20 protein-coding genes are annotated in these 21867 nt (G+C 58.9%); 11 read left to right on the top strand and 9 right to left on the bottom strand.

The features are described 5' to 3' along the window. The 5 genes from BM074_RS17135 to BM074_RS17155 form a co-directional block, all read right to left on the bottom strand. Entirely contained in the window at positions 1-1062 is a 1062-nt protein-coding gene (locus BM074_RS17135) for a Gfo/Idh/MocA family protein (protein ID WP_091923671.1), read from the bottom strand. Next, positions 1059-1898, bottom strand: a complete 840-nt coding sequence (locus tag BM074_RS17140) for a carbohydrate ABC transporter permease (protein ID WP_027231947.1) — start codon at positions 1896-1898, stop codon at positions 1059-1061. Before BM074_RS17140 ends, BM074_RS17135 begins: the two co-directional genes overlap by 4 nt. A gap of 13 nt (positions 1899-1911) precedes the next feature. Then, positions 1912-2862 carry a carbohydrate ABC transporter permease gene (locus BM074_RS17145; protein WP_036814461.1) on the bottom strand — a complete coding sequence of 317 codons (951 nt, stop codon included), beginning with the start codon at positions 2860-2862 and terminating at the stop codon, positions 1912-1914. Positions 2863-3007: 145 nt separating this feature from the next. Beyond that, entirely contained in the window at positions 3008-4267 is a 1260-nt protein-coding gene (locus BM074_RS17150; RefSeq protein WP_027231949.1) for an ABC transporter substrate-binding protein, read from the bottom strand. A 36-nt stretch (positions 4268-4303) separates the two neighbouring features. Continuing rightward, complete coding sequence (locus tag BM074_RS17155; RefSeq protein WP_091923673.1) at positions 4304-5230, bottom strand: N-acetylmuramic acid 6-phosphate etherase; 927 nt, start codon at positions 5228-5230, stop codon at positions 4304-4306. A 198-nt stretch (positions 5231-5428) separates the two neighbouring features. On the opposite strand from BM074_RS17155, the gene BM074_RS17160 reads away from it, so the two are divergent. The 9 genes from BM074_RS17160 (at position 5429) to BM074_RS17200 (ending at position 14335) form a co-directional block, all read left to right on the top strand. Then, on the top strand, positions 5429-6316 hold the full coding sequence (locus tag BM074_RS17160) for a glucosamine kinase nucleotide-binding domain-containing protein (RefSeq protein ID WP_091923675.1): 888 nt from the start codon (positions 5429-5431) through the stop codon (positions 6314-6316). Then, complete coding sequence (locus BM074_RS17165) at positions 6309-7094, top strand: GntR family transcriptional regulator (protein WP_091923677.1); 786 nt, start codon at positions 6309-6311, stop codon at positions 7092-7094. Before BM074_RS17160 ends, BM074_RS17165 begins: the two co-directional genes overlap by 8 nt. 20 nt (positions 7095-7114) lie before the next feature. After that, positions 7115-8125, top strand: a complete 1011-nt coding sequence (locus BM074_RS17170; protein ID WP_091923995.1) for an SIS domain-containing protein — start codon at positions 7115-7117, stop codon at positions 8123-8125. Further along, positions 8122-9279, top strand: a complete 1158-nt coding sequence (nagA, locus tag BM074_RS17175; RefSeq protein ID WP_091923679.1) for an N-acetylglucosamine-6-phosphate deacetylase — start codon at positions 8122-8124, stop codon at positions 9277-9279. The genes BM074_RS17170 and nagA overlap by 4 nt, the downstream gene beginning before the upstream one ends. 54 nt (positions 9280-9333) lie before the next feature. Then, positions 9334-9933, top strand: a complete 600-nt coding sequence (gene pncA / locus BM074_RS17180; protein ID WP_027231955.1) for a bifunctional nicotinamidase/pyrazinamidase — start codon at positions 9334-9336, stop codon at positions 9931-9933. Positions 9934-10140: 207 nt separating this feature from the next. Next, positions 10141-11451 (top strand): sn-glycerol-3-phosphate ABC transporter substrate-binding protein UgpB, encoded by a 1311-nt coding sequence (gene ugpB, locus BM074_RS17185; protein ID WP_091923681.1) that lies wholly within the window; start codon positions 10141-10143, stop codon positions 11449-11451. Positions 11452-11516: 65 nt separating this feature from the next. Continuing rightward, a complete protein-coding gene (gene ugpA, locus BM074_RS17190) occupies positions 11517-12407 on the top strand; it encodes a sn-glycerol-3-phosphate ABC transporter permease UgpA (protein WP_027231957.1) in 891 nt (296 codons plus the stop codon). A gap of 7 nt (positions 12408-12414) precedes the next feature. Next, positions 12415-13263, top strand: coding sequence for a sn-glycerol-3-phosphate ABC transporter permease UgpE (ugpE, locus tag BM074_RS17195; protein WP_091923996.1), 849 nt, complete (start codon positions 12415-12417; stop codon positions 13261-13263). 1 nt (position 13264) lies between these two features. After that, positions 13265-14335, top strand: a complete 1071-nt coding sequence (locus BM074_RS17200) for a sn-glycerol-3-phosphate import ATP-binding protein UgpC (protein WP_091923683.1) — start codon at positions 13265-13267, stop codon at positions 14333-14335. Between the two features lie 39 nt (positions 14336-14374). Here BM074_RS17200 and BM074_RS17205 read toward each other — a convergent pair whose 3' ends face one another. The 4 genes from BM074_RS17205 to BM074_RS17220 all read right to left on the bottom strand — a co-directional run bounded on the left by BM074_RS17205 (position 14375) and on the right by BM074_RS17220 (position 18564). Continuing rightward, on the bottom strand, positions 14375-15157 hold the full coding sequence (locus BM074_RS17205) for a MetQ/NlpA family ABC transporter substrate-binding protein (protein WP_091923685.1): 783 nt from the start codon (positions 15155-15157) through the stop codon (positions 14375-14377). A 32-nt stretch (positions 15158-15189) separates the two neighbouring features. Further along, positions 15190-15855, bottom strand: coding sequence for a methionine ABC transporter permease (locus BM074_RS17210; protein ID WP_027231961.1), 666 nt, complete (start codon positions 15853-15855; stop codon positions 15190-15192). Beyond that, positions 15845-16885, bottom strand: a complete 1041-nt coding sequence (locus BM074_RS17215) for a methionine ABC transporter ATP-binding protein (protein ID WP_027231962.1) — start codon at positions 16883-16885, stop codon at positions 15845-15847. The genes BM074_RS17210 and BM074_RS17215 overlap by 11 nt, the downstream gene beginning before the upstream one ends. A gap of 581 nt (positions 16886-17466) precedes the next feature. Continuing rightward, positions 17467-18564 (bottom strand): NADH:flavin oxidoreductase/NADH oxidase, encoded by a 1098-nt coding sequence (locus tag BM074_RS17220; protein ID WP_027231963.1) that lies wholly within the window; start codon positions 18562-18564, stop codon positions 17467-17469. Positions 18565-18659: 95 nt separating this feature from the next. Between BM074_RS17220 and BM074_RS17225 the strand changes: the two genes are divergently transcribed. After that, positions 18660-18962, top strand: a complete 303-nt coding sequence (locus BM074_RS17225) for an ArsR/SmtB family transcription factor (protein ID WP_027231964.1) — start codon at positions 18660-18662, stop codon at positions 18960-18962. Between the two features lie 434 nt (positions 18963-19396). Continuing rightward, a complete protein-coding gene (locus BM074_RS17230; protein WP_036814465.1) occupies positions 19397-21736 on the top strand; it encodes a putative bifunctional diguanylate cyclase/phosphodiesterase in 2340 nt (779 codons plus the stop codon). Positions 21737-21867 lie beyond the last annotated feature (131 nt).

Below are 21867 nucleotides of genomic sequence, written 5' to 3' on the forward strand. Positions count from 1 at the left end.
TTATAGCTTTACCGGCCTGCCGGTCCGCACGCTCTCATCCGCAGCAAGGCAGACGCTCAGCGAGCGCACGGCGTCACGCATGTGCCGGTCAAGGTCGAGATTTTCGCGGATTGCTTTCAGCACGAAGGCCTGCTCCAGATCGCAGAGTTCCTGGTGCCCGGGTTCCCCGGCCATGTTCAGAAGCTCGTCGGGCGCGGCAAAGCGGCCGTCCTTGCCGGTCTTTGCCGAATGCAGCTTGATGGTCGAAGTCTTCGTATGCGAGTCGATATCGTCGGACTTGGCGTTCTGGTCCATCACGATCGAAACACAGCCATTCGGCGATATCACATCCTTCACGAAGAAGGCCGTCTCAGACATCATCGGACCCCACCCGGCCTCGTACCAGCCCACCGACCTGTCATCAAACAGCACTTGCAGATGGCCGTAATTATACATGCCGGCATCGATCTCATCGGAGAGCCGCACGCCCATGCCGCGCACCTCCGTCGGCGTTGCATCGGTTATTTGCAGCATCACGTCGAGATAGTGCACGCCGCAATCGACGATGGGCGACGTCGTCTTCATCAGCGACTTATGGGTTTCCCACGTCGTGCCCGACGATTGCTGGTTGAGGTTCATGCGAAAAACGTAGGGCCCGCCAAGCTTGCGTGCCTCGCCGATCAATCGCATCCATGACGGATGGTGGCGCAGGATATAGCCGATCACCAGCTTGCGGCCGTATTGCTTCGCCGCTGCAACGACCCGTTCCGCATCAGCTACTGTTGTCGCGAGCGGCTTTTCGACAAAGACGTCGGCCCCTGCCTTCATGGCCGCAACCGCATAGTCGGCATGGCTGTCGGAATAGGTATTGATCGATACGAGGTCCGGCTCGAGGTCGGCCAGGGCAGTCTCGAAGGACGGATGGATCGCGTAGGAAGCAAGTTCCTCCGGCAGCGGCACCACAGACCGGTTCACCAGACCGACGATCTCGAAGCCGGGATTGTTGTGATAGGCGAGCGCATGGCTGCGGCCCATATTGCCGAGGCCGGCAACAAGCACACGGATAGGCTTTTCTGTCGTCATTTGACGGCTCCCGACGTGATGCCGCGGATCAGTTGCCGCGAGAAGATGAGATAGAGGACGAGCACCGGCACGATCGCTAGCGTAAGGGCGGCAAGAACAGCGTTCCAGTTGGTCACGAACTGGCCGATGAACACCTGCGATCCAAGCGTGACGGTCTTCGTCGCATCGCTTGGCGCCAGGATGAGCGGGAACCAGAGATCGTTCCAGATCGGGATCATCGTGAAGACGGCCACCGTTGCCATTGCGGGCTTAACCAGCGGCAACACCAGGCGAAAGAAGATCGAATACTCCGAAAGACCATCGATACGGCCGGCATTTTTCAGATCATCGGAGACGGTACGCATGAACTCGTTGAGGATGAACACTGCAAGCGGCAGGCCCTGGGCGGTATAGACGAGAATGAGCGCTGTCAGCGTGTTGACGAGGCCCGCCGCGACCATACCCTGCAGGATCGCGACCGTTCCAAGGCGGATCGGGATCATGATCCCGAGGGCAAGGTAGAGGCCCATGAGCGTATTGCCCTTGAAGCGATACTCGGAGAGGGCGAAAGCCGCCATCGCGCCAAAGAGCAGCACGAAGAAGATCGATACGGCCGTGACGATGAAGCTGTTCTGGAAATAGAGGACGAAGTCGCCCTGGGTGAGCACCGTATTATAACCGATGAGACTGAACGTTGACGGTGTCGGGATCGCAAGCGGGTCGCGGAAGATCGAGGCCCGGTCCTTGAACGAGTTGATGACGACAAGGAACACTGGAAACAGCGCGATAAGCGTATAGGCTCCGAGTGCGAGATGGACGAGGCCCGTGCGAAGCGGCGATGCGGTTGGTTTTGCCATTTTGGTGCCTCGCTTAGAACTGGTAGCGGCGCATGCGCCGCTGGATGGCAAAGAGGTAGAGGCAAACGCCCGTGAGGATGATGAGGAACATCACTGTCGCAATCGTCGCGCCCATGGACTTGTCGCCGATCTGCAGCTGGAAGCCGAAGAAGGTGCGGTAAAGCAGAGTGCCCAGAATATCCGTCGATCCGTCAGGACCCGCCAGCGCGCCCTGAACCGTGTAGACGAGATCGAAGGCATTGAAATTGCCGACAAATGTCAGGATCGAGATGATGCCGATCGACGGCAGGATCAACGGCAGCTTGATCTTCCAGAACTGGCTCCAGCCGGTGACGCCATCGCATTCCGCAGCTTCGAGAACTTCATCGGGAATATTCAGCATCGCCGCGTAGATCAGCATCATCGGTATGCCGACATATTGCCAGACGGAGATCAGCGAGACGGCGATAAGCGCCGTGCCTGGCTTGCCGAGCCAGGGCGAGAAGATCGACTTCAAACCGACGAGATCGAGGAGAAATGGCGATACGCCCCAGATCGGCGACAGGATTAGCTTCCAGATAAAGCCGACGATGACGAAGGAGAGCAGCGTCGGCAGGAACATTGCCGTTCGGTAGAAAGCGCCGAAGCGCAGTTTTGGCACCGAGAGCAGTGCCGCAAGGGCGACGCCAATGGGATTTTGCACGATCATGTGTATGAGGAAGAAGACAAAATTGTTGCGCAGCGCATTCCAGAAGCTCGCAGCCCAGCGCGGGTCGCCGAAAAGCACGTTGAAATTGCCGAGACCGACGAAAACGCTCTGACCGTCTTTGACATTGAAGAGGGACAGCCGCAGCGTCTCGATGAGCGGCAGGATCATGATGGCGGTATAGACGAGCACCGCCGGCGCCAGGAACACCAGAATGTGCCAGCGCCGCGGCCGCCTGTCGGCGCCCCGATCAACGATTGCTTGTTCGACTGTGCTCATTAAATCAGAGTCCCCTGATATTCTTGGTCACGACTTTTGCGGCGCATGACGGCCGTTCAAACGGATGATAGCGCAAGAAACGCCCAATGTTCCGATAAAGAAATAGCCGGAGCCTCCCTCACGGACGCCCCGGCTGTCGTTTGTTTTACTTGGCCGGCTTGTACCAGCTGTCGAGACCGTCCTGCAGCTTCTTGGCGGCAGCTTCCGGCGTATCGGTGCCGTTGATCACGTTGGCTGATTCAACCCAGGTTTCGTTTTCGAGGTTCGGCGTGCCGCGCGACAGGATCTGGTAGGTCGAGCGGATCGTCGGCTTGCACTTCTCGCGCCAGGAAACGAATTCCTGCGCCAGCGGGTCCTGCATCTTCACCGCAGTCGAGTTCAGGCTGAAGAAGCCCGGCAGCGCATTGGCGTAGATTTCAGCGAATTCCGGCGAAGCGACCCATTCGAGGAACTTCTTGGATTCTTCAGGATGTGCGCTCTTGGCGTTGAGGCCGACACCGATATCGTTGTGGTCGGAGATGTAGCAAGCATCGCCGGCGTTCTTAACCGGCGGCGGGAATGCCCCCATCTTGAACTGGGCCTGCGTGTTGAACAGGCCGATTTCCCACGAGCCGGCCGGATAGATCGCAGCGCGGCCGAGCGTGAAGAGGTTCTGACTGTCCGGATAGGTCTGGGCTTCGAAACCGTCGCCGAGATAGTCCTTCCACTTGGCGAGCACCTTGTAGGGCTCGACCCAATCCGCATCGGTCAGCTTTTCCTCGCCCTTGATTAGCTTGGCGCGGCCTTCTTCACCCTTCCAGTAGGTCGGTCCGATGTTCTGGTAGCCCATGGTCGCAGCTTCCCAGAGGTCCTTGGTGCCCATGGCCATCGGGATATAGGTGCCGTCAGCCTTGATCTTGTCGAGCGCGGCGAAGAACTCTGCCTCGGTGGTCGGGATCGCAATGCCGAGCTTGTCGAATGCATCCTTGTTGTAGATGAAACCATGGATAACCGATGCCATCGGCACGCAGAAAGCGTCCTTGCCGTCATCGGTGGTCCATGCGGCCTTGGCGACATCCGAGAAGTTCTTCATGCCCGAGAGGTCGTTGAGGCTGGCAAGGTTGCCGCGCTTGAACTGCTCGAGCGACTTGTCGAACGGACGGCAGGTGATGATGTCGCCGGCGCTACCCGCATCGAAACGTGCACCGAGAGCCGCGTCATATTCCGTCGGCGGCGTTGGCGCGAACTTGACCTTGATGCCGGGGTTCTTGGCTTCAAATGCCGGGATCAGTTTCTCCTGCCAGATGGCAAGATCGTCGGTGCGCCAGCTTTCGATCGTCAGCGTGGTGTCTGCGGCGTGGGCAAAACCGGCCGTAGCCAGGATGCTCGTCGCCATAAGCAGTGATTTTAAAGTCGTGCTTCCCATTTTAGTCTCCTGTTGCACCCCTTGCGAGCTGTGCCGTTAACGAGAGCCGAAGCTCTCCTTGAGGTCTTTACGACCAATTTCCGAAAGCGACGGGCGAAGCCTCTGTTGATTGCTTTCGAGAATTTCCAATGCTTTTTGCGAACCTTCCGCACCGGCGGCGAGCAGAATTGCCGCCTTGACGGAGCCGCCGCTCGCTTCGAGCAGCCTGACCGCGTCGCCGCGTTCGCATCCCCCCACCGCAGCGACGATTGCGGCCGCGCGGTCGCGCAGCTTGAGATTGTCGGCGGTAAGATTGACCATGTAGCCGTCATGGACATGGCCGAGATGGATCGCCATCAGGGTCGACAGTAGGTTGAGCGCAATCTTCTGTGCCGTGCCTGCGCCCATGCGCGTCGATCCGGCAACCATTTCTGGCGGGGTCTCCAGCGTGATCGCAATATCGGCCTTGTCGAACAGCGGAACGGCCGGATTGTTGGCAATGGCAATGACCTTCATCCCACGCTGTTTGCCAGCTTCGATGGCGGCGAGCGCATAGGGCGTGGTACCGCTTGCCGAAACCGCAATCAGGCAGTCGCCGGCGCCAAGTCCGGCGGCCGCGATGTCCGCGGTCGCTTGGCTGGTATCGTCTTCATAGGAACCGGCAAGACGACCAAGGCTGGCAATGCCGCCGGCAATAAGGATGACGATGCGCTCAGGGGATATCCCGTAGGTCCCGGGGATTTCAAGTGCATCCGCGAGCGCCATCAGGCCGGAACTGCCGGCGGCGGCATAAGCCAGACGACCACCCGATGCGAGGGTATGGGCGGCCAGAGTGGCGGCTTCGGCAATGGTGCCAAGCGCTTGCGATACCGAGGCGGCCGCCTCGATTTGCGCTTCATGCAGCAATTGCAGAACATCTTCCGGCGAACGTTCGTCCAGCCCGAATGCCCTCTCATTGCGCTCCTCTGTGCGGGAAACTGCCACCACTCTCTCCTCGTTGTGATAAATAATGCCAAAAAAATACCACTTGTCCAGCAAATCTTAAAAAATTTCTGTTCAGTCAAGTTTTTCGAGGTTTTTGTTCAATTTATTCAATGATATATGGGAAATGTACAAAATGCGCGAATTAACACTTGGCTATTGGTATTTTATTGGTATTCTACTCGTGGAGGACGGTGAAACGTGAATTATCTCGTGGGAATCGATGGTGGTGGAACGAGCTGCAGGGCGGCGCTGGCCGATGCGGGCGGCCGGATTCTGGCCACGGGCAAAAGTGGTTCCGCCAATATCATGACCGACATGAACACCGCCCGGCTTAATATACTCGGCGCAACCGAAGCTGCCTTCACGGCCGCCGGAGTGTCCACGTCACTTGTCGCTTCTGCGTCTGCTGTCCTGGGGCTCGCCGGTGCAAATGTCGGCGGCAATGGCGCTCAGCTCCAGGCAATGCTCCCCTTCAAGAACGCGCTGGTCTATTCCGACGGTGTCATTGCACTGCAGGGTGCGCTCGGCGATGCGGATGGGACGGTGGTCATTGTCGGCACCGGCTCGGTCTATGTCACCCGATCGGGAGAAGAGATACGTTTTGCCGGCGGATGGGGCTTCAAGGTCAGCGATCTTGGCGGTGGCGCGCGCCTCGGGCGCGACCTGCTGGAAGAGACATTGCTCGCCTATGACGGGTTTCACCCCTCCTCGGCGTTGACCGACGCAGTCATGCGCCGCTTCGGCGGCAATCCGCACCAGATCGTGCAATTTGCCCATTCCGCAAGTCCGGGCGATTTCGGTACATTTGCACCGATGCTGTTCGAATATGCGTCGCTGGAGGATCCGGTTGCCGTCGCGCTGATCGGGCGCTCAGTCCGAAACATCGAAGAAGGTCTTGATGCAGTGATGCCATCGGACGAGAGCCGCCTTTCCCTCCTCGGCGGGCTTGGCTCGCTCTACGGCCCCCTGCTTTCACCACGTTACAAGGCCCGGCTGCAGGAGCCGCTCAACGATCCCCTGACGGGCGCGGTCCAGCTCGCCGTGCATTATTTTTCCGGCGCAGGCGTGGAGCATATGCATGGCTGACGGTCTGATTGACATTCTTCCTTCGCTCAACGAGCAGGCAAGCGGCGGCCCACTTTATGTAAAGCTGCAGCGCCTCATCGAGAACGCTGTGCGCGACGGCACGCTGCGGCCCGGCGACGCCTTGCCGCCGGAGCGCGAGCTTGCGGCGATGGCCGAGATTTCACGCGTCACGGTGCGCAAAGCCGTACAGGGCCTCGTCAATAGCGGCCTGCTCGTGCAGCGGCATGGCTCGGGCACCTTCGTCGCACCGCGCTCGGCGCGTGTCGAGCAATCGCTGTCGCACCTTACCTCGTTCACGGAAGACATGGCCCGCCGCGGCATGGTGGTGCGCTCTACCTGGCTTGATCGCGGTATCTATGCGCCCTCGCCCGAGGAGATGGTCACGCTCGGACTTTCCTCGGGGGAAAAGGTGGCGCGGATCAGCCGCCTGCGCGTCGCCAACGACACGCCCATGGCCATCGAACGCGCTGCACTGTCCATCAACGTGCTGCCGAATCCCGAGTTGGTCACAGTCTCGCTCTATGCGGTGCTAGCCGAAGGGGGCAACCGCCCGGTGCGCGCCATCCAGCGCATTTCTGCGGCCATCTTGAAGGAAAATGATGCTACATTGCTCCAGGTTCCGGCCGGCTCCGCCAGCCTGAATATAGAGCGCATATCCTATCTGGAATCGGGCAAGGTCATCGAGTTCACCCGATCGATCTACCGTGCGGATGCCTATGAATTTGTGGCCGAGCTGAAGCTTGGCGACTCTTCCGAAATATCAGGAGCAGTGCTTTGACGACCAAAACGACCACCCTCATGCGGGAGGAAATTCTTTCCATTCCCGCGGTGACAGAACGGTTCCTCAAACGTTCCCGCGAAACCCTTGTCGCTGCCGGCGCGAAGCTGCGCGAGAAGAACCCGCCATTCCTCGCCTCGATTGCTCGCGGCTCGTCGGACCATGTCTGTTCGTTTCTCAAATATTCGAGCGAGTTGACCGCCGGGGTTCCCGTCGCTTCGCTCGGGCCATCGGTCGCCTCGATCTATGGCGTGACGCTGAAGCTTGCCGAGGCAGCGACGCTCTCAATATCGCAATCGGGCAAGAGCCCGGACATCGTCAGCATGACTCGCGCGGCAAGCGAGAGCGGCGCGCTTACCATCGCAATCACCAACGTCATCAATTCCGACCTTGCCAATGCGAGCGATTTCCCCATCGATATTCTCGCAGGTCCCGAGCGCAGCGTGGCGGCGACCAAGTCCTTCGTCAGTTCCGCCGTCGCCGGTCTGGCGCTCATCGGCCATTGGACCGAGGACAAGAAGCTGCTGACCGCTATCCATGCCCTGCCCGACGCGCTGGCCAAAGCCGTCGAATGTGATTGGTCGCCCTTTGCCGGTGCACTCAAGGACGAAAACTCGCTGTTCGTGCTTGGTCGCGGGCCTTCCCTTGCTATCTCCAATGAGGTGGCATTGAAGTTCAAGGAGACGAGCGGGGTCCACGCCGAGTCATACAGCGGCGCGGAAGTCATGCACGGGCCGAAGGCCATTGTCGGCAAGGGCTTCCCCGTGCTGGTTCTGGCGGCGCGTGATGCTGCCGAAGATTCGCTTGTTGAAGCGGCGAACCGCCTCGCCGAGCAAGGCGCGGCGGTGTTCCTCACCTCGTCAAAGCCGTCGAAGGCAACTGCGCTGCCCTTCGTCGCCACATCGCACCCACTCACCGATCCGCTCGCCCTGCTTGTTTCGTTCTATGCCTTCGTGGAAGGATTTGCCCGCAGCCGCGGCCTCAATCCCGACGAACCACCGCATCTGCGCAAGGTGACGGAAACGATATGAGCACCGCCTACGCATTGACGGGCGCCGAGATCTTCGACGGCGCGAACTGGCATAGCGACGCGGCGCTCGTCATCGACAAGGGCGTTGTCTCGAGCATTTCCGACGCCGCCCTGCCGGACGATATCCGCCGTGTCGAACTCGACGGCGGCAAGCTGGTGCCCGGGTTTATCGATATCCAGGTCAATGGCGGCGGCGGCGTCCTTCTCAACGACGGTCCGAGTGTCGACGTCATCCGGACGATCTGCGATGCGCATTTCGCCTTCGGGACGACCGCCCTGCTGCCGACGCTGATTACCGACACGCCCGAAATCACCGCGGCGGCGCTGAATGCCGGCAAGGCTGCCGCGCTTGACAAGGTGACGGGCTTCATCGGACTTCATATCGAAGGGCCCCACCTTTCGGTATCCCACAAAGGGACGCACGACCCGAAGCTCATCCGGCCCATGGAGGATGCCGACCTTGTCGCGCTTATCGAGGCGGCACAGCAATTGCCTGTGCTCCTGACCACAGTAGCGCCTGAGACGGTTCCCGCCGACAAGATCAAGGCTTTGACCGACGCCGGCGTCATTGTCAGCCTCGGCCATAGCGGCGCGTCCTACGAAGTCGCCCTCGCCGCTACGGAAGCCGGCGCGACCATGGCGACACATTTGTTCAACGCCATGAGCCAGCTTGGCCATCGCAGCCCCGGAGTCGTCGGTGCTGCGTTGCAGTCGGGCGAGCTTTCCGCCGGTCTTATCGCCGACGGGTTCCACGTCGACAAGGCATCGATGGCAATTGCCATCAGAGCCAAGCAAGGGCCGTCGCGCATTTTCCTCGTCACCGACGCCATGTCGACCATCGGCACCGACATCACCGCGTTCACACTGAACGGGCGCCGGATAACCCGCGCCGGCGGACGTCTGACACTCGACGACGGAACGCTTGCGGGAGCTGACCTCGACATGATCTCAGCGGTGCGTTTTGTGCACAACGAGCTTGGTCTGCCACTGGAAGAAGCCTTGCGGATGGCCTCGCTCTATCCGGCGGAGAGCCTGCGCATCGACCACCATTACGGTCGCCTTCTGCCCGGTTACATCGCCAACATCGTGCATCTTGACGATCGGCTCGACGTCAATCAGGTATGGATCGACGGCGATCTGCATTACGCGCGTTGACGCGGCTCGCCGATTGGTCATACTTGAGTTCTTCACGAGACATTGGAGATGAATATGGCCAAGGACGCGTTGATCGTCGTTGATGTTCAGAATGATTTTTGCCCGGGCGGCGCCCTCGCCGTTGAAGGTGGCCACGAGATCATTCCGATCATCAACAAGCTGATCATGCGCTTCGACCATGTCATCCTGACGCAGGACTGGCATCCCGGCGGTCACTCGAGTTTCGCTTCGACCCATCCGGGGAAGGCACCTTTCGAGACGGTCCCGATGTTTTACGGCAATCAGACGCTGTGGCCCGATCACTGCATCCAGGGCAGCGTCGGGGCCGAATTTCATGCCGAGCTGGAATGGACCAAGGCCGAACTCGTCATCCGCAAGGGTTTCCGCCATCATATCGACAGCTACTCGGCCTTTTACGAGAACGATCGCCAGACCCCAACTGGCCTCGCCGGCTATTTGCGTGACCGGGGGATCACCAATGTGACCTTTGCCGGACTTGCCACGGACTACTGCGTGGCCTATTCCGCGCTTGACGCCGTGGAGCACGGCTTTGCCGCCGATGTTCTGCTCGATGCTTGCCGCGGCATCAATCTCGGCGGTTCGCTGGCCGCCATGCTCGGTGAAATGCGCAAGGCCGGCGTCACCCTCGTCTGACCATAGCCGGCAAATAAAATCATCGGCAGACGCGCCCCGATCCCGGGACCGCCCCGCAGCCTCGACTATCGCCAGCGAATGAACAGCTGCGCATTTTTTCCACAGGCGGAACCGGACAAGGCACATTACTGTTGTCTGTCTGTCACATAATGGAGATACTGGCATCAAGCGCACTATAGATGACGCCTTCGTCCATGGGAGATTGAGATGACCTATCGTATTACCTCGTTGAGCCTTGCATTTGGCCTTGTCCTTGCCTCCTCCACCGCATCCTTCGCCGTTACCGAAATCAGCTGGTGGCATGCAATGACCGGCGCCAACAATGAAGTTGTCGAGACGCTGGCTAAGGAATTCAACGCGAGCCAGGGCGACTACAAAGTTGTTCCAGTTTTCAAGGGAACCTACCCTGAAGCATTGAATGCCGGCATCGCCGCATTCCGGGCCAAGCAGGCCCCTGACATTCTTCAAGTATTTGACGCCGGTACTGGCGTGATGATGGGCGCGGAAGGCGCGGTCAAGCCGGTTGCTGACATTCTTTCCATGGGCGGCTCGAAGTTCGACAAGAGCCTGTATCTGCCGGGCATCGTCGCCTATTATTCCAAGCCTGACGGCACCATGCTGTCCTTCCCCTACAACAGCTCCTCACCGATCCTGTACTACAACAAGGACGCCTTCAAGAAGGCTGGCCTCGATGAGAACAATCCGCCAAAAACCTGGACGGAAGTGTGGGACGCCGCCAAGAAGATCAAGTCCAGCGGCGCAGCGTCTTGCGGCTTCACCTCGACCTGGCTCACCTGGATCCAGACCGAAAATTACGCGGCCTGGAACAATCTGCAGTGGGGCACCAACGAAAACGGTATCGCCGCCACCGATGTCGAGTTGAAGATAAACGCGCCGACCTTCGTCAAGCACTTCCAGGAGATTGCCGACCTCGCCAAGGATGGCACCTTCCGTTATGGCGGTCGTACCTCCGAGGCAAAACAGCTGTTCACCTCGGGCGAATGCGCCATCTTCACTGAATCGTCAGGCGGCCTTGGCGACGTCGTGAAGTCCGGCCTCAATTTCGGCACCGGCCAGCTTCCCTACGAAGCAGGTGCGCAAGGTGCGCCGCAGAACACGATTCCGGGGGGCGCCTCGCTTTGGGTCTTCGCCGGCAAGTCGGACGAGCAATATAAGGGTGTAGCCGCTTTCTTCAATTTCCTGTCGAAGACCGATATCCAGGCTCGCCTGCATCAGGTCTCGGGTTATCTGCCGGTTACGATGGCGGCCTATGAGGCAACCAAGAAATCCGGTTTCTACGACAAGAACCCGGCGCGCGAGATCCCGATCAAGCAGATGCTGGGCAAGGCTCCTACGGAAAATTCCAAGGGCGTGCGCCTCGTCAACCTGCCGCAGGTACGCGATATCGAGAATGAAGAGTTCGAGAACATGCTAGCCGGCAAACAGACGGCGCAGCAGGCGCTCGACAATGCCGTCAAGCGCGGCAATGCAGCGATCAAGCAGGCGCTCGGCCAATAAGCCCTTCCGTCTGAAACCCGGCCGCAAGCCCTTGCGGCCGGGATTTCCTTTAATGTGAGGCATTCATGGCATCGTCCAACAACGTGACGTTTCCCAACAAGCTCCTGCCCTATTTGCTGCTGGCGCCCCAGCTTGCCATCACGCTCATCTTTTTCTACTGGCCGGCATCGCAGGCGATCTATCAGTCCGTCCTGCGCGAAGACCCCTTCGGCCTGTCGACACAGTTCGTCGGCCTCGGCAATTTCAGGCGGGTCATCAGCGATCCCAACTATCTGAATTCGCTGCAGGTCACGATCGTCTTTTCGGTCGCGACGACGCTGATCGCCATGACGATCGCGTTGCTTCTCGCCGTCATGGCCGACAAGGTCATCCGTGGCAAGAACATCTACCGCACGCTGCTCATCTGGCCCTACGCCGTTGCGCCCGCCATCGCCGGCATGTTGTGGCTGTTCCTGTTTAACCCATCGATGGGGACGCTCGCCTATCTCGCCCGCTCCGCCGGCTATAACTGGGACCCGCTGCTCAACGGCAACCAGGCGATGGTTCTGGTTGTTTCCGCCGCGGCATGGAAGCAGATCAGCTACAATTTCCTGTTCTTCGTCGCCGGGCTGCAATCTATTCCAAAATCGCTGATCGAGGCTGCCGCCATCGACGGTGCCGGCGAGAACAAGCGGTTCTGGACCATCGTCTTTCCGCTCCTTGCCCCAACGACGTTCTTTCTTCTCGTCGTCAACACGGTCTATGCCTTCTTCGACACGTTCGGCATCATTCACGCCGTGACCGGCGGCGGTCCGGGCAAGGCAACCGAGACGCTCGTCTACAAGGTGTACAATGACGGCTTCGTCAATCTCATCCTCGGCGATTCGGCGGCGCAGTCGGTCATCCTCATGATCATCGTGATCGCCTTGACGGCAATCCAGTTCCGCTATGTCGAACGCAAAGTCCATTACGGCTGAGGTGACCATGATCCAGAACAACCCCATTGGCCGCCTGATTGCACACTTCGTTCTCATCCTTGGGATCGTCGTCGTCGCTTTCCCGATCTACTATACATTCGTCGCCTCGACGCAGACGCTGCAGGAAATTATCCGGCCGCCGCTTTCGCTGCTGCCGGGCGGCCATTTCTGGGAGAATTATTCTTCGGCCCTGTTCGGCGGTGTCGGGCGCATCGGCGGCGTCGGCGTTGACCGCCTCCTCTGGAACACGGTTGTCATGGCGCTTGGCATCGCCATCGGCAAGATCGTCATCTCGCTTCTTTCGGCATATGCCATCGTGTTCTTCCGCTTCCCCGGCCGCATGTTCTTCTTCTGGCTTATCTTCATCACACTGATGCTGCCGGTCGAAGTGCGCATCCTTCCGACCTACAAAGTCATGGTCGATCTTGGCCTCATCGATACCTATACGGGGCTTACTTTGCCGCTTATGGCCTCGGCGACCGCGACGCTCCTGTTTCGCCAGTTCTTCATGACCATTCCAGGCGAACTCGTCGAGGCGGCGCGCGTTGATGGCGCCGGCCCCTGGCGATTCTTCAAGGACATTCTGCTGCCGCTATCGAAAACCAACATTGCGGCGCTGTTCGTTATTCTTTTCATCTATGGCTGGACGCAGTACCTCTGGCCACTGCTCATGACAAATCGCAACGACATGTCGACCATCGTCGTCGGCCTGCGCAAGATGATCTCCTTCGCCGACGCCGACACCGAATGGCATCTGGTGATGGTTACCTGCATTCTCGCCATTCTCCCCCCGATCCTCGTCGTCGTCCTGATGCAACGCTGGTTCGTGCGCGGATTGGTCGAAACGGAGAAATGAAATGGCAAGCGTGGAATTGACCAACATCCGCAAGGTCTATGGCGGCGGCGTCGAGGCGGTGAAGGGCATCAATATCGCCATCGACGACGGCGCGCTCTGTGTGCTCGTCGGGCCGTCAGGCTGCGGGAAATCGACCTTGCTTCGAATGATCGCGGGTCTCGAAACGATCACCGAAGGCGTGCTCAAGATTGAAAATTCCGTGGTCAACGACCTTGGCCCGGCGGAACGCGACATCGCCATGGTGTTCCAGAACTACGCGCTTTATCCGCACATGAAGGTCTACGACAATATGGCCTACGGCCTGCGCAATCGCGGCATGCCGAAGGGTGAGATCGACAAGCGCGTCCGGGAAGCAGCGCAGACGCTCGAACTCGGGCACCTGCTTGAGCGCCGCCCGCGCGAACTTTCCGGTGGTCAGCGCCAGCGCGTCGCCATGGGCCGCGCGATTGTCCGCAATCCGAAAGTGTTCCTGTTCGACGAGCCACTTTCCAACCTCGACGCGAAGCTGCGTGGCCAGATGCGCGTCGAGATCAAGAACCTGCAGCGGCAACTTGGCGTGACCAGCGTTTATGTCACCCATGACCAGCTCGAAGCGATGACGCTCGCCGATATTCTCGTCGTGATGAATGGCGGTGTCGTCGAGCAGATCGGGGCGCCGCTCGACATCTATGAAAAGCCGGCGAGCACCTTTGTTGCGAGCTTCATCGGGGCGCCGCCGATGAACCTTGTTCATGTTACAGCAAACAGTGCCGGTCTTCTCCTCAAGGATGGCACCCATATCGGCGCTGAGGGCCTCGCAATTCCAGCCGAGGGAGCGCAGATCGGCTTCCGGCCGGAAGATCTCGAGGTTGCGGCCGGAAGCCAGCAACATATCGGCGGGTTGCTATTGGACCTGACCGTTCGCGGTGTCGAGCCGGTCGGTGCGGAGAGCTATGTCTACGGCAATATCGGCGGCGACAAAGTGGTCGTGCGGGTGGCCGGGCGATCCGTAGTCGAGCCAGGCGATCATTTGCGGGTGATCGTCCCAAAGGAAAAGCTCCACCTGTTCGACGCCAAGGGGAAGCGCATCTGAGGCGAGGCACCTCCTTTTGGGAGATGCCTATTTAGTAAATTACCAGCTGGGAACAGCTGCACCCTTGTACTTGTCGAGGATGAACTGCTTGACCGGATCGGAGTGGTAGGACTCGATAAGCGTCTTCACCCAGGGCTTGTCCTTGTCGGCCGTGCGAACCGCGATCAGGTTGACGTAAGGCGCCTTTTCACCTTCCTTGAGGATGGTGCCGTTCATCGGATCGAGGCCAGCCTCCAGCGCGTAATTGGTGTTGATCGCTGCCGCATCCACATCGTCAATCGAGCGCGGCAACTGCGCGGCGTCGAGCTCGACGAACTTGAAGTTTTTCGGGTTCTCGGCGATATCGTTGACGGTGACCTTCAGACCGGCGCCTTCCTTCAGCTTGATCGCGCCCTTGTCGGCGAGGATCAGCAGAGCCCGGCCGCCATTGGTCGGATCGTTCGGAATGGCGATCGTCGCACCATCAGCGAGTTCATCGAAGCTTTTGACCTTCTTCGAATAAACGCCCATCGGGAAATTGACCGTGTATGCGACATCGACAATGTCAAACTTGCGATCGGCGATCTGATTGTCGAGATAGGGCTTGTGCTGGAAGGAATTGGCGTCGAGCTCGCCGTCGTTCAGCGCCTGGTTCGGCACGACATAGTCGGAAAACTCGAAAATTTCGATATCGAGGCCCTTCGGCTTGGCGATCTCCTTGACCTTTTCCATGATCTGCGCGTGCTCGCCCGGCGTGACGCCGATCTTGATCGTTTCGGCCCAGGCGCTGGATGCACCCAGAACAGCCGCGAAAGCGGCGGTGGCAAGAAATCTCTTCAACATTTCTAACTCCTGTCTTTTGAAGAATAACAAGCTCAGCGCGGACGCGTGCGCTTGTCGAACTGGCGCGCCAGCCTGTCGCCGGCGCTTTGGACGAGTTGCACGAGGACGATGAGAACAACGACGACAACGGCCATCACATCGGGCATGAAACGCTGGTAGCCATAGCGGATGCCGAGGTCGCCAAGTCCGCCGCCGCCCACGGCTCCGACCATGGCCGAATAGCCGATCAGGCTGACGACGGTGAGCGTCAAGGCCGAGGCGATACCGGGGCGCGCTTCTGCAAGCAGAACCTTGAATACGATCTGTATCGGACTTGCGCCCATGGCGCGGGCAGCTTCCGTCAGTCCGGGATCGACTTCGCGGATCGCCGTCTCAACGAGGCGGGCAACAAAGGGGATGGTCGCAATAGTCAGGGGAACGATCGCGGCGCTGGTGCCGATGGAAGTCCCCGCCACAAGGCGCGTGAACGGAATGATCGCGACGACGAGAATGATGAACGGCGTCGAGCGGGTCGCGTTGACGATTGCGCCCAGCACCTTGTTGACCGAGGGCGCGGGAAAGAGTTCGCCGCGCCCGCTCGTGGCCAGAAACACGCCGAGCGGAATGCCAAACAACGAGCCGACGAGACCGGCAACCGCAACCATGTAGAGCGTCTGGCCCGTCGCCTTGACGATAAGCGCGATAATATCAGGCGACATAGCCAACCACCTCCGATGCCAAGCCATGTTCGGCAAGGAATTGCCGCGCCTCGGCGATCTTCGCCGCGTCGGCGCGCAGCGAAACGACGAGCATGCCGAACGGACGCCCGGCGATTTCGTCCACGGCCCCAGCCAGAATGTTCACTTCGATGCCAAGATCGCTGCCAAGCCGCGCCAACATTGGCTCGGTGGCATTTTCGCCCTTGAAGATAACGCGTAATATCGTGCGCGAACCATCATGCGGTTCGCTCGACATCCGCTTGGTCAGAAATTCGGGCAGGCGCATGCCCGCAAGACCGCCAAGCAATGCCCGGGTCGTTGCATGGGTATGGCCGGTAAAGACGTCGAATGTCGGCCCTGACTCGACGATACGGCCGCCGTCGATCACTGCGACATGGTCGGCGATCGTCTTCACGACCTCCATCTCATGAGTGATCAGCAGGATGGTCAGGCCGAGTTCCTTGTTGATCTTCCGCAGGAGGTCGAGAATCGAGCGCGTCGTTTCCGGATCGAGCGCCGAGGTCGCCTCGTCGGAGAGTAACAGCTTCGGCTCGGTCGCAAGCGCTCTGGCAATGCCGACGCGCTGCTTCTGTCCGCCGGAAAGTTCCGATGGATAACGGTCGCGCTTGTCGGAGAGTCCCACGAGCTCAAGGAGCGGCGTCACCCGCTTCTCGATGACTTGCCTGTCCACACCCGCGATTTCAAGCGGCAACGCGATGTTGTCGAAGGCAGTGCGCGACGACAGCAGATTGAAATGCTGGAAGACCATTCCGATGGCGCGGCGCACGGAGCGCAGGTCCTTCTCGCCTAACCCCGCAACATCAACGCCGTCGACAAGCACGCGGCCGGCGGTCGGCCTTTCCAGCCCATTGACGAGGCGGATCAAGGTCGACTTGCCAGCGCCGGAACGACCGATGATTCCGGTCACCGACCCGCGCGGCACGACAAGGTCAACATTGTCGAGCGCGACCACTTCGTTGCTGCTGCGGCCGGCCGCGAAGCGTTTGGAGACCTGCTCGAATGCGACCATCGGTTTGGCTTGCGTGGCCGGCTCATCATTTGCCGCCACGGCAACCGGGCCCTTAGCCCTGTTTTTCACAATTGCCATGTTCATTTGCGGTGCTCGCACACCCGCCCTGTTGCCTGTTTGCGACCGTCTATACAGACCATCTGCAATTTTCGATAGAGGTTGGACACGGGCATGAACATTTCAGGTTGAGCGACCAGGCAGGTTGGAATGAGATGGCGCGGCATTTGCCGGTGCCCGAACATAAGCAAAGGCCGCCTCAGACGACACGAAGCCTGTTTCATATTTTGGCAGGTTTCAGGATTCGCATTCTAAAACAACCGAACGGCCTGCTGCTTTCAATTCGCGAGAGCGGGAGATCGGCGGCCCGGAACTTGGCAACGGCCTTGTTCTCAAAACCTGGGGGACATCGCTTCGGTTTCGCCGTTTGGCGAAACTCCCAGACGGGCTGGCGAGGCACAGTCCGGGTCAACTCAACTTCCAGAAAGAGAGGGACGGGCGAAAGCTCGTTCCTCTCCCAGAAGCCTCGCTCACGACACTGCGTTTCCAAGCATCCCAGGAATTATTCGCAGAGTTCGCAACGCCTATGCCGCCCGATAGCGATTGAGCCAATGCGCATAGGGCGCTGGCAGAATCCAGGCAGGCTTTTCTACGCCGAGTTCCGTCGCTGCCTTGTACGGCCAGTGCGGATCGGCGAGCAATGGGCGCGCCAGCATGACGAGATCGACCGAACCATCACGGACAAGTCCCTCAGCCTGTTGCGGCGTGCTGATGTACCAGGAAGTCGAAGCCGGCAACGCCGTTTCGCGGCGCACGCGCGCTGCGGTGGGACCCAGGAACGCCGGTCCCCAGGGAATATCCGCCTTGCCGAGGGAGAAGCCGATGCTGACATCGATGAAATCGAGCCCTTCCGCCTTCATCTGCTTGATCAGCTCAATTGCCTCGCCCAGGGTTTCCTCGTCATTGCCGTCAAACTCGATGACGCCGAGACGCGCAGCGAGCGGCAGGTTTTCCGGCCAGACGGCGCGCACTGCCTTCAGTGTCTCAAGCAGGAAGCGGCTGCGGTTTTCAAAACTGCCGCCATATTCGTCGGTGCGCTGGTTCGAGTGCCTGGAAAGGAAGCTCTGCGCCAGATAGCCGTGGGCGAAGTGCAGCACCAGCCATTGAAAGTCGCTCGCCAGCGCGCGCTTGGCGCTATCGACGAATGCCTGCTTGACGCGTTCAATATCGGCCTTGGTCATCTCATGTGGAACTTTGTTGAGGCCTCCGCCATAGGCGATCGGTGATGGCGCGATTGTTTCCCAGCCACGCGGATCGCCGGCCGGGATATGGTCGTCGCCTTCCCAGGGCCGGTTCGCACTGGCCTTGCGCCCTGCATGACCGATCTGGATTCCCGGAACCGCACCAGCATCCTTGATCAACTGCACATTCGGTGCAAGGGCAGCGGCTTGTTCGTCGTTCCACAGACCCACGCAATTCGGGGTGATCCGCCCTTCAGGCGAGACCCCGGTTGCCTCGACCACAACGAGACCTGCGCCACCGCGCGCGAGCGACCCGAGATGCACGCTGTGCCAATCGTTGACGAGACCGTCATTGGCGGAATACTGGCACATGGGCGATGCAGCGATGCGATTGCGCAGCGTGACGTCCTTGAGGGTGAACGGGTCAAAAAGCGATGCCATATATCATTCTCCAATCTGGCTTGCCGAATTTCTTTGATAGTTCGATAATATTCGAACAATAGCAATACACAAAATTTTGTGGTACTTTATCGGCCATGAGACAGTTCCGTCATCCATCAGTTTCCGAATTGCAGGTCGAGTCAGTTCTATATGCCCTGAGCGACCCGGTGCGCCTCTCCATAGTGCGGCAACTTGCGCGCGAGGGTGAGGCGACATGCGCGGCTCTTGACGGCGGGCGCCCCAAATCCAGCATGTCGCACCATTTCCGGGTGCTGCGCGAGTCGGGCATCGTCCACACCCGCAATGATGGGACGTCACACATGAATACCTTGCGCCGAGACGATCTGGACAGCGCTTTTCCAGGACTGCTGGGGGCCATTCTCTCCGTCCCGCGCTGAACAAAATGATATTTCTGCGAACAAAGGTCTATAATTTATCAGACCTTGGGGCGGCCGAACTTCATCGGCGATCAAATGACCAATTATTAATGAAGTACACGCGAATGCTTACAGCCAGTTGTGTTATCTCACTATCGCGACGCCAGCCGCCCATCGACGCGCTTCGAAAATACAAATCCAATCAAATGGAACATTCTACAATGTTATACTTATATAATTGATAGCTATACCAAATCAATATGAAATAGTACTCTTTATAATCGGAAACGCGTATTTAATCATATACGACTTGAAAAAATCATCTTAATGAAAATGTACTATGAGGCGATAAAGACATTGGTAACTATTAAAAAAAATGCTAAGTACATTAACGAATGCCGAACGTAAAAAATCTAACATGGGGAATTACGAACTCACGTATTTGAGGGCTTTGCGTGTCGTCCAAGTTCCACACAGTTGACGCGATCCGATCGATCTTCGGAATGCGCGGCGCCATAAATCCGGCAGTCAAACGCCGTGTTTATGCCGAGCAGATGGACGTCGCCCTGCGACTGGCGCCATTCACGGTGCTTGTTGCGATGTGCGTGGTATTTGTCGTTGCCTATGTCTTCTGGAATCTCGGACCCCGCCCGTATCTCGCCGGTGTCGCGACGGTGGTGGCGCTGTTGACCGTTGGTTCGCTGTTCGCGTGCACGCAATGGTACAAGCTGCCGAAGGTGAAAGAGCTTGGCTTCGATGCCATCAAGTATCTTATTATCGTCTCGGCGCTCTACGGTATTTGCCTCGCCAGCATACCGCTTATGCTGTTCCTCGACGCCGACCCATATCACCGGTTGTTGATCGCCTGTACTGCGGCGGGTCTCATGGCCACGGGTATCGGTGTCGCGGTCGTGCCGCTTGCGGCAATCGCCTATTCCGGCACGATCATCACGGGATCCTTCTTCGCACTCGCCTCCACCGGCGAAGATTTCTTTCTGTTCATTGCAATCCTGCTCGCGTTCTACGCGCTTTTTATCCTGTTCACGATCGTGCACATGAGCAACCTCATCGTCATGCGCACGCTGGATCAGATCAAGGTTGAACAGCAGAAGGAAGTCATCAGCCTCCTGCTCTACGATTTCGAAGAGAATGCCAGCGACTGGATCTGGGAAACGGATGCTGACCTCAAGCTGCAGCACACCTCCCCCCGCCTTGCCCAGATCGCCGCCAAGACGACGAAGGAATTGCAGGGCATGCCCTTCGCGCAACTTTTCAAGGTCGATCAGTCGCATGCGGAAGAAGCGACGCAGGTCGGTTCCATCTGGCAGGCCATTGAAAACCGCACCACATTCCGCAACCATATTCTCCCGGTCAATATTCGCGGCGAGACACGCTGGTGGTCACTGACTGGCAAGGCCATATTCGACAATGCCGGCAAGTTTGTCGGCTACCGCGGCGTTGGTTCCGATGTGACGGCTGCCAAGCAGTCCGACGACCAGCTTTCCTATCTTGCCCGCTACGATGTGCTGACCGACCTGCCGAACCGCACGCTGTTTACCGATCAGCTCGGCCAAGCGACCAAGGACCTCGAGAAAGGCCTGCGCAGCTTCGCCGTATTCTGCATCGATCTCGACGAGTTCAAGACTGTCAATGACAGTTTCGGTCACGGCATTGGAGACCAGTTGCTAAAGCAGGTGGCCGACCGGCTGCGAGGCACCTCGCCAGCCACCTACACGGTGGCACGCCTTTCCGGCGATGAATTCGCGCTGCTTGCGCGCGGAGCGGATCAGGCAGCGGCGACTGAACTTGCCGAACAATTGGTGCAGAGCATCTCCCAGCCCTTCTGGATCGATGGTATCCAGATCAACATTCACATCAGCATCGGTATCGCGATAGCGCCGACCGACAGCGTCAACGACATCATGCGCTGTGCTGACCTTGCGCTCTATCGCACCAAGAACGAGGGCCGCAACAGCTACCGGTTCTACGAAGTCGAAATGGATGCACGCATCGAGGCAAAACGCGCCCTAGCCATGGATTTGCGCGGGGCGTTGGCCCGGCAGGAATTTATCCTGCATTTCCAGCCCATCGTTTCGGCCCAGACGCTGAAGACAGTCGGCTTCGAGACACTCTTGCGCTGGAAACACCCGGTTCATGGCTTCATCTCGCCAACGATCTTCATTCCGATCGCGGAAGAATCGGGCAATATCATCCCGCTTGGCGAATGGATCATCCAGGAAGCGTGCCGCATCGCCGCCGGTTGGCCGCAGGATATCCACGTGGCCGTCAATATTTCAGCGATCCAGTTTCGCCATTCCGATCTCGCCTCGATCGTTCGCGACGCGCTCAGCAAGAACAACCTCAAGCCGAACCGTCTTGAGCTTGAAATCACGGAATCGGTCTTTCTCGAAGCCAACGTCGCCGCGATTTCGCTGCTACGCCAGTTCCGTGCCATGGGCGTCAGCATCGCGCTCGACGATTTCGGTACCGGCTATTCCAGCTTGAGCTATCTGCGCAAGATGCCGTTCGACAAGATCAAGATCGACCAGTCCTTCGTGCGCGATCTGCCGCACAATCGCGGAAGTCTCGCCATCATCCGGGCGGTGATGGGCCTAGGCGCCAGCATGGGCATGAAGATCACCGCCGAGGGCGTCGAAACCCGCGAGCAGCTCGCCTGCCTGCAAAAGGAAGGTTGCGACCAGGTACAGGGCTTCCTCTTCAGCCCCGCCGAGCCCGTGGAAAAGACCTTCGAGCTCCTCACGTTCGACAGCGAGCGCTACCAGGTCGCAAGCTGAGCAACGCGATCGTTAAGCTTCCCGCTAAGCATTCCCTGTTTAGATAGAAACAGTTCTGTTTCCCGGATGGTGAGACAATCCACGCGGAAGGCAGCAAAGCCGATGTTCACGCATCGGACAAAGGCACCTCG

It is taken from the genome of Phyllobacterium sp. CL33Tsu, from assembly GCF_900113985.1.
Taxonomy (GTDB): Bacteria; Pseudomonadota; Alphaproteobacteria; order Rhizobiales; family Rhizobiaceae; genus Phyllobacterium; species Phyllobacterium pellucidum.

Coding starts and splice junctions, on each gene's coding strand:
- BM074_RS17150 (WP_027231949.1), bottom strand. CDS start 4,267: ATGGGAAGCACGACTTTAAAATCACTGCTTATGGCGACGAGCATCCTG.
- pncA (WP_027231955.1), top strand. CDS start 9,334: ATGGCCAAGGACGCGTTGATCGTCGTTGATGTTCAGAATGATTTTTGC.
- BM074_RS17140 (WP_027231947.1), bottom strand. CDS start 1,898: ATGGCAAAACCAACCGCATCGCCGCTTCGCACGGGCCTCGTCCATCTC.
- BM074_RS17170 (WP_091923995.1), top strand. CDS start 7,115: ATGCGGGAGGAAATTCTTTCCATTCCCGCGGTGACAGAACGGTTCCTC.
- BM074_RS17205 (WP_091923685.1), bottom strand. CDS start 15,157: ATGTTGAAGAGATTTCTTGCCACCGCCGCTTTCGCGGCTGTTCTGGGT.
- BM074_RS17200 (WP_091923683.1), top strand. CDS start 13,265: ATGGCAAGCGTGGAATTGACCAACATCCGCAAGGTCTATGGCGGCGGC.
- BM074_RS17165 (WP_091923677.1), top strand. CDS start 6,309: ATGGCTGACGGTCTGATTGACATTCTTCCTTCGCTCAACGAGCAGGCA.
- BM074_RS17145 (WP_036814461.1), bottom strand. CDS start 2,862: ATGAGCACAGTCGAACAAGCAATCGTTGATCGGGGCGCCGACAGGCGG.
- BM074_RS17215 (WP_027231962.1), bottom strand. CDS start 16,885: ATGGTCGCATTCGAGCAGGTCTCCAAACGCTTCGCGGCCGGCCGCAGC.
- ugpB (WP_091923681.1), top strand. CDS start 10,141: ATGACCTATCGTATTACCTCGTTGAGCCTTGCATTTGGCCTTGTCCTT.
- ugpE (WP_091923996.1), top strand. CDS start 12,415: ATGATCCAGAACAACCCCATTGGCCGCCTGATTGCACACTTCGTTCTC.
- ugpA (WP_027231957.1), top strand. CDS start 11,517: ATGGCATCGTCCAACAACGTGACGTTTCCCAACAAGCTCCTGCCCTAT.
- BM074_RS17135 (WP_091923671.1), bottom strand. CDS start 1,062: ATGACGACAGAAAAGCCTATCCGTGTGCTTGTTGCCGGCCTCGGCAAT.
- BM074_RS17210 (WP_027231961.1), bottom strand. CDS start 15,855: ATGTCGCCTGATATTATCGCGCTTATCGTCAAGGCGACGGGCCAGACG.
- BM074_RS17220 (WP_027231963.1), bottom strand. CDS start 18,564: ATGGCATCGCTTTTTGACCCGTTCACCCTCAAGGACGTCACGCTGCGC.
- BM074_RS17225 (WP_027231964.1), top strand. CDS start 18,660: ATGAGACAGTTCCGTCATCCATCAGTTTCCGAATTGCAGGTCGAGTCA.
- nagA (WP_091923679.1), top strand. CDS start 8,122: ATGAGCACCGCCTACGCATTGACGGGCGCCGAGATCTTCGACGGCGCG.